The organism is Elusimicrobiota bacterium, from assembly GCA_028718185.1.
Classification (GTDB): Bacteria; Elusimicrobiota; UBA8919; order UBA8919; family UBA8919; genus JAQUMH01.
This window is the reverse complement of record JAQUMH010000008.1, coordinates 24293-37913: the sequence shown is the minus strand read 5'-3', so window position 1 is coordinate 37913 and position 13621 is coordinate 24293. Positions and strand designations below refer to the sequence as shown.

The window sequence follows — 13621 nt, the reverse complement described above, 5'->3', positions numbered from 1 at the left end:
GCAAACCAAAACTATCATTGAGGAAATAAAATGTTAATTTCATTTGTTGCATTCATCGTTGTATTTTCTATAATTGTACTTGTACATGAATTTGGACATTTTATAGCAGCAAGAAAGGCGGGTGTAAGAGTTTATGAATTTTCCATCGGCTTTCCTTTTAGTCCAAGAATCTTAAAACTTTTCAGTCACAAAGAAACAGAATTTACTTTGCGGTTATTACCTCTTGGCGGATTTGTAAGCTTCTCAAAAGAAGGTGATGAAGATGCAAAAGATTTATTCGGAGTTTGTCCTCTTAAAAGAGCAATGATTTTGTCAGCAGGTTCTTTTTTAAATATTATCTTTGCTTTTTTATTATTTATTCCAATATTTGTGATAAGTAAAGACCTCAATTTTATTGATGCTATATTTTTAAGTTCTAAAACTACCTGGGCGATGCTATCAGGGACTATTACCTTTCTTTTTAATGTTGTTTCTGGAAACGGTGTGGTAGAAGGAATATTAGGACCTGTAGGCATAGCTTCTTTGTCTGGTCAGGCGGCAAGCAAGGGCATTCTTAATCTCTTACATTTTACAGGTGTACTGAGTATGAACCTTGGTATAATGAACCTTATCCCACTTCCTGCATTAGATGGTGGACATTTATTTATGCTTTTAATAGAATCTATAAAGAAAAAACCTATAAGTTTAAAAACTTATCAGGCGATTAACTTGATGGGGCTGTCATTATTTGTTATTCTAACAATCATAATAACCTATAAAGATATTGTCAGATTAATAGCTTGAAAATAGGAAAAGAAGAAAGGGATAACTATTCTGTTAATGTCTGCAACAGACGGCTAACATGGTGCAAAATACTCAGAGCATAAATGTACTTCGTCTAAATTACCACACTTTAACTGCATTCAGTGCAAGTCAGCAATTTGTTTCAATCACAATAGTTAACAGTCATGCTTAAAAGATACTCAAACATTAAACCGGCTATTATTTATGTTATTTTTGGCTTAATCGCTTTGTGTTTTCGGTTTTATTTCAATTTTTCTCAAGATTTAATTCCGGGAGCCAATGGCGGGTATTATCCTCTGCAAGTAAGGTCAATTTTGACAAATGGTCAATTGGGTTTTTCTGATATGCCGTTGCTATTTTATTTAGACGCATTTTTAATAAAGACCCTTTCATTGTTTGGTTTTACAATTACGGATACGCTGATATTGAACTGGGTAAAAATAGTTGACAGTATTTCAATTCCTCTCTTGCTAATACCTCTTTATAAAATCATACGTTTGAATAAACCATCATCATTAAAATATTTTAACACGAGTATTATTGCTTTTTCAGTTCTTTCGTTTTCGCCGCTTATTCTTACATCGGATTTGCAAAAAAACGCATTAGCTATTGTTTTTCTATTTAACTTTCTTTATTACTTTCTAAATTATCTGCTTAAGAAAAAGGATATTATTCTCTCTGTGGCATTTTTAATTTTGACAGGTCTTACGCATTTTGGAACATTTATCTTTGCATTATTTTTTCTGTCAATATTCGCTTTATATTCCTACAAGAAGAAAGCAATAATTCCCTTAGTAATTATTGTTGGTGTTAGTATTGGTATAATCGCAATCTTTGATTTATCACGTTTTAACAGGTTACTTTCCTTTTGGACTGAGATTTTTGAAAGACCTGCCCTATTAAACGAAATGTTAGTACCTCCTGACTATTTGAATATTTTATTTTCTATATTACTTGCCATATTCGGCATAATCACTTTGAAGACAAAGGGCTACGTTTTAACGTCACTTCAAAAAGCATTAATTTTCGCTTCAATTATTTGCTTAATAGCTTTTTCATTTCCTTTGCTTGACGGAGAATATTTTAAAAGACTTAATCTATTGTTATTTATTCCTCAAATTTTACTAATAATTCAGATAGCTCCTGTAATCAGTGTTCGAAAACTTAAAACAATAAGTATTAGCCTTTTAATATTTACTTCCTTCTCAATACTATCTATTGCAGGACGCCCAAAAGAAGCAGTTATTGACCAAAGTGCATACGAGAATTTAAAAGAATTAAAATCTGTAATCAAAAGTGACAATCAAACTATAGTTATTGCAAGACATGGTCTTGAATGGTGGACAGCTTGGGTGTTGAAAACAAAAATCGGACAGGACAAGGCAATAGATAAAAACTTATTTGAAAAATATCGGAATATAATTTTTATTACCCAAATAAATGGCTTCAACAATGACAGGCAAAAAACACAGTTTCATGAACCGATAATTCCACTAAATGCCAAATTGATATTTGCATCAAATTATTTCAAAGCATTTAAAGTAGACAATGAAAAAAGGAGCATGAACTTCTAACAGAAAAAGGAAACGTTCTATACTGGTTGATATTGCTTACAATGGGATTATTAAAGTTGAATTTGCCGCCAAAAATTGATGGACATTTATTTGACTTTTTTGTATGATACTATAAAAAGGTCTTAACTTTTTTGTAGTGATACCACAAAAAGTAAATTTGTGGTTTTTGCTTGGCGGTTTTTTTGGAATAACTGGATAAATTTCTGTTGTCACGAAAATTTGAGGAAAACACAAATTAGATATGAAAAAAATACAAAAAAATATTTTAACAACCGGGTTGGTAATTGTTTTAAGTTTAATTTCGATTCTAATTTCTAGCCAGCGGAAATCTGTTAGTCAAAATATCATAACAAATATTGATTTATCAAAAATCAGGCCGGAAGTTAAAATTTACATAGACGAATTATACGATAGCGAAATTACATCTATAGAACACACAACAATGGGTATAGAAGAAGGTAGAAAAAGGCTCCCTGATAATCCGAAGGTTTTTGGAGCCGGAAGGTTCAAGGTCGTATTTAATAAAGACGGCGATAAAAAAGTAATAATTTTTCAAACAGAAGAAAAAGTCGGACATATAGCGAAAGTCGTTCCGGGCAAAACTGATATTGGTGGTTTTGTTGAAATTCAAAAAAATCCGGGGAGTGATAAGGCTGAAGGTATAACTCATACTACTAAGAGCATAAAAAATCAAAGCAAATTAAATAAATTCCAAGATTTAAAGTTAAATGAGTCCGAACTGGATTATTTGATTAGAACGTTATACAAAAAATTCAGAAGACCTCTTACAGATAGTCAAGCGGACAACTTAAATAGTGTTAAGGATTATGTGTTAGCTATTAAGTTCAGTTGTAAAACTGGAATTAATGAATATCATAATAGTTTAGTAGGTGAGTTAAGAAAATAATTTAAAAAATAAGGAGGTAGGGGTATGGCTAAGATAGTTGGTTTTGTGATTGTGGTTTTGGTTGTTGTTGTGTATTTTTTGGGGCGGAGTCCTAATATGAAGAAGTATGAATACTTAAAGGGACCGCAGATAAAAACTATGGCTAACCAGAAAATGCTTGTTGTGGAAGTTAAAGGGGATCCTAATATTGCTGCTGGTATTGCTTTTTCACAGTTATTCAAAACTTTTTACAAGATAAAAGGAAATGTTAAAGAAATGGTAATAAGTGCACCGAGAGCAAGATGGCCGAAAATAGTGACCACGCCGAAAGAGGAATGGGTAGGCATATATGGGTTAGCTATCCCTGATTCAGTTGAAAAATTGCCGGAAGCAGGTAATACACAAAAAATTGAGCCGAAAATAGTAACCTGGGAATATGGAACGGTTGCAGAAATTCTCCATATAGGTCCTTATAATGAAGAAGCTCCTACAACAGAAAAATTAATGGCTTTTATAAAAGATAAGGGTTATAAAGTAATTGATGTACATGAAGAAGAATATATAAAAGGACCGGGAATGTTTCTTAAAGGTAACCCAAAGGGATATTACACAATAATAAGATACCGTATCAAGAAAAAGTAGACAAATTAAGCAAAGCTTTGCTTTGCAGCTACAAACTAATTGATATTGTAGCCGCAGAGCGTTAGCTCTGCTGTACTTTAAAATTCCTATACATAAATTTAATGAATAAGTTTTTAATAATAAGTTGCCATGTTCTTTGGCGGGAATTGTGCCATTTTGCATCTATTTCAAAAAATACGTTTGATTTCAATTTTATAGAACAAAGTTTGCATAATACTCCGGATATTCTGCGAAAAAAGTTGCAGGATGCTATTGATAAAGCAGAAGATGATTATTCGGCGATTTTCGTCGGTTATGGGCTTTGTGGTAACGGGCTTGAAGGGATTGTTGCACGAAAAACAAAATTAGTTGTTATGAGAGGGCACGACTGCATTACTTTCCTTCTTGGTTCAAAAGAACGATACAAAGAATATTTAGAAAAACATCCCGGTACATACTGGTATAGTCCGGGTTGGATTGATACAGATACACAACCAAGTAAAGAAAGATACGAACAGGTATTGCAAACATACATAGAAAAGTACGGCAAAGATAACGCCGAATATCTTATGGAAGCAGAACAGGGATGGTTTAAAAGATATTCAAATGCCGCATATGTGGATTTGGGTTTTTATACTACGGAAGAATACAAGACATATACTAAAAAATGTTCAAAGTGGTTAGGTTGGAATAATGATTTTCTTTCAGGTAGTCCTAAACTGATAAAAGACTTTTTGGAAGGGAATTGGAATTCAGAAGAATTTTTAGTTGTCCAACCTGGTGAAATGATAGTTGCTTCTCATGATGACAAAATAATTCATGTAAGAAAATAATGGAGGAACAGTGACTGTTAAAAAACAATCTGATTCTGAAAAACTTTTGGCACAAGCATTAGATTTATCCAGTTTGATAGATTACCAGAAAGATTCTGTGGTAAGCAAGACAATAATAAATAAAAAAACGGGAACGGTTACCCTATTTGCTTTTGATAAAGGACAGGGGTTGAGTGAACATACAGCACCTTTTGATGCGCTGGTTTATATAGTTGATGGTGAAGCAGATATTACTATTTCCGGTAAATCTATCAATGTTCAACAGGGTGAAATGATTATAATGCCTGCAAATAAACCACACGCATTAAAAGCAGTGAAAAAATACAAAATGCTTTTAGTGATGATAAAGTCTTAGGGCTATGTCCTTGATTATTGGGAGAGAGAATGGTTTTAATTCATTGTAATTTTGTGTCTAAAATTCTTGGTATTTGGACATCAATGAATGTTTTGCTACCGCAACCGGAGAATACTCAAAAAGTGTTCACGGGTAAATATCCTACACTTTACCTGCTTCACGGTTTAGCGGACGATTATTCAACGTGGTTACGGAGAACTTCTGTTGAAAGATATGCGGAATCGCTTAATCTTGCGATTGTAATGCCGGATGCCGATAAGAGTTTTTACACGGATATGGCGAACGGGAATAAATATTTTACGTTTATCAGCGAGGAATTACCGGTTATAGCAAGGTCATTTTTTCCGTTATCAAGTTTAAGAAAGGATAATTTTGTTGCAGGGCTTTCAATGGGCGGTTATGGTGCGTTAAAGGTAGCGTTCAGGTGCCCGGATAAATTTATTGCCGCCGCGAGCCTTTCGGGAGTGACAGATATTGAAAGTACTTCGGCAAAAAGCGTTATGGGTGAGACAAGATATAAAAATATTTTCGGGGAAACAAGAAAAATTAAAGGAAGTGATAACGATCTTTTTTATTTAGCCGAGAAAATGGCTAAATTAAAGGGTCCAAAGCCGATGTTGTATCAATGCTGCGGGAAAGAAGATAAGTTTTATCAGGATAATGTCCGTTTTATGAAATTCGGTAAAAAATTATCTTTAAATTTGACTTATGAAGATGGACCAGGAGGACACAGCTGGGAGTATTGGGATAAAAATATCCAAAAAGTCCTTGCATGGTTACCGATAAAATCCTGCCATAAATAATATGACAAGTAAATCAGTTATTATAAAAAAAGATAGAGCACAGAAAATCAGATATAACCGCCATCCATGGATTTTTTCAGGAGCAGTTAATAGTGTTTCAGAGGGTTTAATGGCAGGAGATATTGTTTATGTTACCGATGATACTAAAAATATTTTTGCACAAGCAGCTTACAATCCAAACAGCGATATTCGTTTGAGGGTAATAGTCTGGAGTGAAAAAGAAAAAATTGATAATGATTGGTTTTTTGCGCATGTTAAAGATATATCAGAAAGAAAAGAGCGATTACTGGGAATATATGACTTACCGAATAATAAAAAAAATTACCGCGTGATTTATTCGGAATCTGATAATATTCCCGGACTGATAATTGACCGCTATGGTCTTGTTTTTGTATTACAATTCCAGACGTTTTTTGCGGATAAAAACAGGGATTTATGGGTTTCGATTATTAAAAAGATATGGAATCCATCCGCAATTTATGAACGAAGCGATGTTGAAGTACGGAAAAAAGAAGGACTTGTTGATTTACCAGCGGGTATTCTATATGGGACATTACCCGAAAAGTATTTTATTGAAGAAAATGGTTTCAAAATATTTGTTGATATACCTAACGGGCAAAAAACCGGTTATTTTTTGGATTTGAGAAATGCAAGAAGACGGGTTGAATATTGGTGCAAGATTCTCAATATAAAGTATTTACAAAATTATTTTGGTTATACGGGAAGTTTTAATCTTTATGCTGCCCGTGCAGGAGTTGAAAAGATAGAACATATTGACGTTTCGGAATCAGCTAACGATATTGCAAAAGAAAACTCAATAATAAATGGTTATGGAAAGAATATTAAAGTGATTACTGGAGAATCATTTGAGTATTTAACTAAAACTGATAATGGAAGTGTAGATGCTATTATCCTTGACCCGCCATCGTTTGTAAAGCATAGGGAAAAAATCAGGAATGCATTAGAAGGTTATGAGCGTTTAAATAATTTAGCTATAAGAAAACTGGTAAAGAACGGTTTGCTTTTCAGTTTTTGCTGTAGTTCTTATATATCCGAAGAAGATTTTCAAAAGGCACTTTTTAAATCAGCCACGATAGCCAATTGTAAAATAAAAGTTATTGAAAAATTTAGTGCAGATATTGACCATTCGTGGTCGTTAGATTTCCCCGAAGGCAGATACTTGCAATGCTGGGTTTTACAAAAGGTTAGTGTGTAAAAAATCACAAAATACTTAAATACTGTCATTAATTTACATTATTTGTCAGGTATGTAAAAAAAGTACTTGACAGATATTTGAACAGCTGTTATAATAATAGTAGCCACAAGCGTGTAAACCGCTTGTGGTAAAGAAGTTTTGAAAGAAACCTCATGCAAAATATGGAGGTGGATTATGAAAAAGATTTTAGGATTTTTATTTTTTATTGTATACTTTATATTTTTTACCTGTCTTTTTGCAGATGTTAAGATTTCTAAATTTACAGGTTCTGTTCTGGTGTTTCAGAATCAGGTCTGGGTTGCTGCAAAACCGGATATGGTTTTGAAACAGCAGGATAAAGTTAAAACAAGCCTGCTAAGCCGTTTAGAATTAATCATGGATGAAACCAGCCGCATCTGGGTTCACGAGAATTCTGAGGTAGAGATGAATTCGCTTGGCAACGAAAGCATGTTTAATTTAATACTTGGTAAAATCCGTGCCAAGATAAAACTTAAACAGGGCGGGAAATTCAGCGTGAAAACCCCGACTGCTGTTTGTGCGGTCAGGGGTACAGAGTTTATAGCTTCAGATAATGGTGTTCTTCAGGTTTTAGATGGAATAGTTGCTTTTTCAAATTCAAACGGCTCAGCAAATTCAGATGTACCTGCAGGACAATATGCCACAGCTGACGCAGGTGGAGGAGTTTCTGCGCCGGCACCTATTCCTAACGAGCAAATGGTTTTAATAAATCAGGAATGGTCAGGCTTTGAGGATATGAAGCAGGAGGGGAATTCACAACCGGCAGAAAAAGAACAAAAAGAGACTAAAAAAGAAGATTTGAAAAATGAAATGGCAGCATTACAGCAGGAGTTGCATACGATTGTTGCTGATATGAAATCAGATATTGAAGTAACAAGAGAGATTGTTAATGAAATAAAAGAAGCTGATTTCGCCACCGGACGCAGTTTAAAGGATATACATGGTAACCTTGTCCGTGTTGAACAGCAATTGCTTCGTCCGGATAGCCAGACAATGCAATTTCTAAACCTGACAAAAAGAGATAGTTATGTATACGGCGGAAAATTCAAATATGAAGGACCCTCTACCAGCAGATTAGATGTTCTCGAAACAAAAGTTACATTTAATAAACCGTTACCAAGCCAGATAACAGAATGGCCGGGTTTTATATCCGGTCAGGAAGCAGATACTTTTTATCCGCAGTCAGTTTATTGTAAAGTTACCAATCAGACAGATAAACTGGAATTGATAGGAGAGACAAGAGATAAAGGGCAGTTAGATAATGAAGGGAAAGTTCTTACTGGAAGAAGCATAATTATGGATACATATATAAATGGCTGGAAAATTGATGAAGAGTATGATGCCGGGGATAAAAGTATTTCAGCAAATGGTGAGGTTCCCGGTGATTTATGGGCTACTAATATTTCGCCAAATGTTAAGGTTGAGAAAGACGGGCAAACTAAGTATATTAACCTGTTTACAGAATCGTATGCTATTAACAATGAAGGGAAACTGCTTAATTTGAAAGATTTTACCTCTACATCGGAAAATCCTTTTACCGTGCTTAAAGAAGTAGCAGGTGAAATGATAGTAAGTGTTAGGGAAGGGAATACAGTTGATTCTATGGATTTTCTAAGTAAAGGCAATATTGATATTGTAATAACACCGGATATAGTTGTATCTATAGCACAGAAGTTAGCTACACAGGCTAGTGAAATAGCAGATTCAGTAAAGTAGTTTTTGTTCTATGAGTAAAAAAATTAAATTTTTAGTATTGTTTTTAGCGCTGATAATATACAGACTTGGCTATGTTTCTGCGGAGAGTTTTGAGAAAACTGCTTTAGGGCAGGAAGTTATAAATCTTGGTCTAAAATTTCTTGATAATCCCGGTGACTTCTTTTTTAATATCCACGCTAATAGTGAAGATTTTTCACCGGTTCTTTCTGATAAAAATGGTGCAATAAGGTTCAATCTATTCCCGGCACTCTTTCCTTTTACCTGGGCTAATCTAAATGTGAAAGCAAAACTTTTTAATGAACAAAAAGTTCTTCCACAAATTGATATAGTTGGTCAATATGGCGATATGATTGCTCTTCGCTTTATTTCAGGAGATGTTAAACCTTCGTTCAATGATTATTCTACAGGTTTAGTTTTTTCTAAATCTGCGACTGACGAAACAAAGCTTTATGGCGGGGTAAAATATTCAAGTGTCGGCATGGATGTTAAACTTTCTTCTTCTTCCGCTATTGAGTTTGGTGATTTTAGAGTATCAGAACTTAACTTTAAAGTTGCCGATATATTTGTATTTACAGGCTTGGTTCATCAAAAGGATATAAATGTACCTTCACTGCTTGCAGTTCAGATGGGATATGGGTTCAAGTATAAAAAAATCATTTCACGGATAATGGTTTCTAAAACTCATTTGGATTTAGGAATGGATATTTATCCTGAAGGGCTTTTTGTAATCCACCCGTTTATAGCATATCATTGGAATTTTTAGGAATATAAAACATGCAAATTAAAAAGATTTTATTAATGATAAGCATAATAATAAGTTCATCAATAAATAATTTTTATGGAGAAGTAAAAGTTGCACCATATTATTTGCTTCAATTTAATGAAGGTGCTTTTATTCCAAACATAAGTGATTGGAATTTTTCCATAAATTTATTAAGTGACTTAGGTGTGATTGTAAAACCGGAAGGCAAGCACTCGTTTGTTGGTTTTTATGAACTGAAATATACGGGTCCGGGACTTAAACGGGAAGAAGGCGAAAAATTTACAGACAGAACAATGGATCATTTAGGAGTAATAAGACATAACTACAAAATAAATGAAAATTATTCGCTAAAAAGTCAGGTTGACTATATGAAAGAATATAAAAGAACCGGTAGTAACGAAGTATGGGGAACCGGTCTTTACGATTTTAGCCGTTTAGGCGGCTTGATTTCCGTTGGCAGAAAGTTTTCCAGTGAATTATCAGCGTCAATTACCGGACAATATCACTTTTTGAATTTCCCTAATTATACTGACTTGCTTGCCGAATTTCAGGCTGGCGGCGCAAATGTGGAAAGTTCCACCGGCAAACAGAATCACTCACTTTACCAGACGGGTTTAGCAGTAGAGTATAATGTTAATCATTTTGGATTTGATATAATTATGCAAAATTACAGTAAACAAAAAATAGCAGTATCAATGGTTCAAGCAAACGGAACATATTACAGTTCTGACCTTCAGAAAGACATTATAATAAATTTGAGTGTCGGGCGCATGCAGAAATTATGGGAGAAGCTTTCGCTTAACCCTACGCTATGTTATAAAATTAAAAATTCAAACCAGAACTATCTTCATTTTGATTCAGTTGGTTCTACAGAAGTACCCAGATATTTTGGTGATTATTATGATTATACCCAGGTTATTTTCTCTATACCTTTCTCACTTGCTTTAGGAGAACAATGGGAATTATCAGCAAGTCCGGAATATGATATAAAAACCTATACCAAGCGTCCGCCGCAGGATGATAATAGTAATTTTTTAATGAATGAAAAACAGAAAAATAATCTTTTTATTTTAAGTTCCGGGTTTACTTTCAAACCGAATGCCGTTACCCGCACCACGCTTTTCCATGTTTTTCAAAGTCAAAGTTCCAATATGAAATTTGAAAAATACCTGCCATACAACTACACAGGAAACTACTTTGGCATAAAATTCGAATATACATACTAAATAATTATGAGTGAGGGAATCCCGCTATGCGGGACTGAAGAGCTTCCCGCCAATACTTTATGGCGGACAGAGCGAGTTCTAACGAGCGTCTCAAAGAAATTTGTTCCCGAGCGATTTTGGGGGTGTAGCTCAGTTGGGAGAGTGTCCCGATGTAACATCGGGAAGGTCAAATGGGGGTGTAGCTCAGTTGGGAGAGCGCTTGCATGGCATGCAAGAGGTCAGGGGTTCGACCCCCCTCACCTCCAATTTTTTACAAAAAGTATAAAATTCCCTAAGTACTAATTACTCAAACTCGCACTAATTACAATTATTTCCAACAAGTTTTTATTAAAACCACTAAATATAAAAAATAGTGGTTTTTTGTTAGTTGAAAATTTAACAAAAAAATTGTAATATAGTAACAATAAATTCTATATAAAAATGAAACTAACAAAAAATCAAACAGGGTTTTCATTATTGGAAATATTGATAACAACTATAATAGTTTGTTTATTGATGTATTATGCGGTAAAAGTTTATTATAAGAGTTCAACATTAGATGAAAAGACTAAGAAAGAGTTATCAGAGCAGAGTATAAATTCAAATAATTATCCGGGAATGGTTAAGGACTCAAAAAGTAAAATAGAGGACTCAAATAATAACACCAAGAAACAAGAAGAACAGATTAAACAGATAGAGTAAAATAAACATACAAAGAAATGCTGAAAAAGGAGACAATTAAAGTATTTTTGACTTGATATCTTGGAATTTTAATGTATAGCAGAGCTATCGCTCTGCCGCTACAATATTAACTGGTTTGTTGAAAACCTACTTGGTAGCTGCAAAGCGAAGCTTTGCTTAACTTGAAAAGGTGTTATTGACTTTCAAGAGGTAAGTTTATATAATTTACAGTATCGGAATTTAATCCGATACTTGATTACGCCGATTAAAGGCAGATTACACAGATAAATCAATTTCCCAATCTGTGTAATCTTGCGACGAAGTCGCTTAATTTACTATATGAGTTTAGTTAATATATTGAAAAAGTTTCCACAGGCAAGAGTACTAATAGTCGGTGATTTAATCCTGGATAGGTTTATTCATGGTGAAGTACGAAGAGTTTCACCTGAAGCCCCGGTCCCTGTAGTTGAAGTTAAAACAGAGACATATTGTTTAGGCGGAGCCGGTAATGTTGCCAATAATATTGTTTCACTTGGCGCTAATGCATCTTTATGCGGAATTGTCGGTAACGATTACACTGCCGAAGTCTTGTTAAAACAATTATTTGCCAAAAAAATTGATGCAAGCGGTGTATTTGTCAATAATAGTAATATAACGTCAGTTAAAACAAGAGTGATTGCCGGGCATCAGCAGGTTGTAAGATATGATAAAGAAACAATAACAGAACTATCGCCGGTTCTTACTAAAAAAATTCTGGATTTTGTAAGTAAAAAAATGCCGCATATAGATGCTATTTTGGTATCAGATTATGGTAAAGGAGTTATAACAAAAAAAATAATAGAGGAAATTATTAAACTGTCAAGAAGACATAAAAAAATTATCACAGTTGACCCAAAAATAGAACATTTTGCAAGATATAAATATGTTGATTGCATAACACCCAATATTTATGAAGCGATGTCCGGTATGCAGGTTGCAAAATTAAAAAATAAAACTGATTTTAGCGGACTTGGTAAAAGAATCTTAAAGAAACTTAAATGTCGCTCTGTTTTAATCACGCAGGGTGAATCCGGAATGACACTTTTTACATCTAATAGTGAAGTACACATACCTACTGTGGCAAAAGAGGTTTTTGATGTAAGCGGTGCTGGGGATACTGTAGTTGCAGTTTTAACACTTGCTCTTTCCTGTGGTGCTTCGTTATCTGATGCTTCAAAAATTGCGAATTATGCTGCCGGAATTGTGGTAGGCAAACTTGGTACTGCCACAGTTTCCCCGAAAGAATTACTTTCCGCGCTAAAGGGCGAGACTTCGTAACAGGTAGGAAGGTAGCTAAAAAACTTATCCTAAGAAAAATAAATTTATTAAAGAATTAGATAGAAAACTTAATTAACTAATTCTCTAATCCGCTAATCTCTGATTTTACAGGAGAAACAAATTGAAAATAATAGGCATTATTCCGGTTAGATATGCATCTACAAGATTACCAGGCAAACCGCTTATTAAAATTTTTGACAAACCAATGGTCCAATGGGTTTATGAGGCAGTATCAAAATCAAAACACTTAGATAAAGTTATAATTGCAACCGATGACAAAAGAATCTACGATTCTGCAAAAACTTTTGGAGCTAATGTTATTATGACACCGCAGTGTAATAGCGGAACAGACCGCCTGTCTTTTATCGCTAAAAAAATAAATTGTGATATTGTTGTAAATATTCAAGGGGACGAACCGCTGATAAAACCGGAAATGATCGATTCCGCGATTAAACCGATAGTAGGCAATAAGAATTTTCTTGTTTCAACGCTTGCCACCGATTTTAATAGTAAAAAAGAAATAGATAACCCTAATGATGTTAAAGTAATTATAGATAAAAATAATTTTGCTATTTATTTTTCACGGATGCCGCTTCCAAATGCATTGAAACATATAGGATTATATGTTTTCAGAAAAAGTTTTCTATTGAAGTTTTCTAAAATTAAACAAACACCGCTAGAAATTTCAGAAAGACTTGAACAATTAAGGATTTTAGAAAATGGTTACAAGATTTATGTAGTGAAAACCAAATATAATACAATAGGTGTTGACACGGCAAGTGATTTAAACAAAGTAAAAAAGTTTTTAGCAAATAATAATTTAACTTGATGTATAGGAATTTCAATGTAT

The 13621-nt window shown here is 33.9% G+C and carries 14 protein-coding genes and 1 tRNA gene; all 15 read left to right on the top strand.

Annotated elements, in window-relative coordinates:
- Positions 1–30: 30 nt before the first annotated feature.
- The 15 genes from PHE88_09740 to kdsB all read left to right on the top strand — a co-directional run bounded on the left by PHE88_09740 (position 31) and on the right by kdsB (position 13600).
- Positions 31–783 (top strand): site-2 protease family protein, encoded by a 753-nt coding sequence (locus PHE88_09740; GenBank protein ID MDD5688097.1) that lies wholly within the window; start codon positions 31–33, stop codon positions 781–783.
- Between the two features lie 680 nt (positions 784–1463).
- Entirely contained in the window at positions 1464–2357 is an 894-nt protein-coding gene (locus PHE88_09735) for a hypothetical protein (GenBank protein ID MDD5688096.1), read from the top strand.
- Between the two features lie 241 nt (positions 2358–2598).
- Positions 2599–3264: a hypothetical protein gene (locus PHE88_09730; GenBank protein ID MDD5688095.1), complete on the top strand. Its 666-nt coding sequence runs from the start codon at positions 2599–2601 to the stop codon at positions 3262–3264.
- 24 nt (positions 3265–3288) lie between these two features.
- Positions 3289–3885, top strand: a complete 597-nt coding sequence (locus PHE88_09725) for a GyrI-like domain-containing protein (protein ID MDD5688094.1) — start codon at positions 3289–3291, stop codon at positions 3883–3885.
- A gap of 101 nt (positions 3886–3986) precedes the next feature.
- A complete protein-coding gene (locus PHE88_09720; GenBank protein MDD5688093.1) occupies positions 3987–4697 on the top strand; it encodes a DUF1638 domain-containing protein in 711 nt (236 codons plus the stop codon).
- Between the two features lie 10 nt (positions 4698–4707).
- Positions 4708–5052 carry a cupin domain-containing protein gene (locus tag PHE88_09715; GenBank protein ID MDD5688092.1) on the top strand — a complete coding sequence of 115 codons (345 nt, stop codon included), beginning with the start codon at positions 4708–4710 and terminating at the stop codon, positions 5050–5052.
- 29 nt (positions 5053–5081) lie between these two features.
- Positions 5082–5855, top strand: a complete 774-nt coding sequence (locus tag PHE88_09710) for an alpha/beta hydrolase family protein (GenBank protein ID MDD5688091.1) — start codon at positions 5082–5084, stop codon at positions 5853–5855.
- 1 nt (position 5856) lies between these two features.
- Positions 5857–7071: a class I SAM-dependent rRNA methyltransferase gene (locus tag PHE88_09705; GenBank protein MDD5688090.1), complete on the top strand. Its 1215-nt coding sequence runs from the start codon at positions 5857–5859 to the stop codon at positions 7069–7071.
- Positions 7072–7245: 174 nt separating this feature from the next.
- Positions 7246–8805: a FecR family protein gene (locus PHE88_09700; GenBank protein ID MDD5688089.1), complete on the top strand. Its 1560-nt coding sequence runs from the start codon at positions 7246–7248 to the stop codon at positions 8803–8805.
- A gap of 10 nt (positions 8806–8815) precedes the next feature.
- A complete protein-coding gene (locus tag PHE88_09695; GenBank protein ID MDD5688088.1) occupies positions 8816–9568 on the top strand; it encodes a hypothetical protein in 753 nt (250 codons plus the stop codon).
- An 11-nt stretch (positions 9569–9579) separates the two neighbouring features.
- Complete coding sequence (locus PHE88_09690; protein ID MDD5688087.1) at positions 9580–10794, top strand: hypothetical protein; 1215 nt, start codon at positions 9580–9582, stop codon at positions 10792–10794.
- A 172-nt stretch (positions 10795–10966) separates the two neighbouring features.
- A tRNA-Ala gene (locus PHE88_09685) sits at positions 10967–11039 on the top strand.
- A 175-nt stretch (positions 11040–11214) separates the two neighbouring features.
- Entirely contained in the window at positions 11215–11475 is a 261-nt protein-coding gene (locus tag PHE88_09680; GenBank protein ID MDD5688086.1) for a type II secretion system protein, read from the top strand.
- 318 nt (positions 11476–11793) lie between these two features.
- Positions 11794–12771, top strand: coding sequence for a D-glycero-beta-D-manno-heptose-7-phosphate kinase (gene rfaE1, locus PHE88_09675; GenBank protein MDD5688085.1), 978 nt, complete (start codon positions 11794–11796; stop codon positions 12769–12771).
- A gap of 121 nt (positions 12772–12892) precedes the next feature.
- A complete protein-coding gene (kdsB, locus tag PHE88_09670; protein ID MDD5688084.1) occupies positions 12893–13600 on the top strand; it encodes a 3-deoxy-manno-octulosonate cytidylyltransferase in 708 nt (235 codons plus the stop codon).
- The last annotated feature ends 21 nt before the right edge of the window (positions 13601–13621 follow it).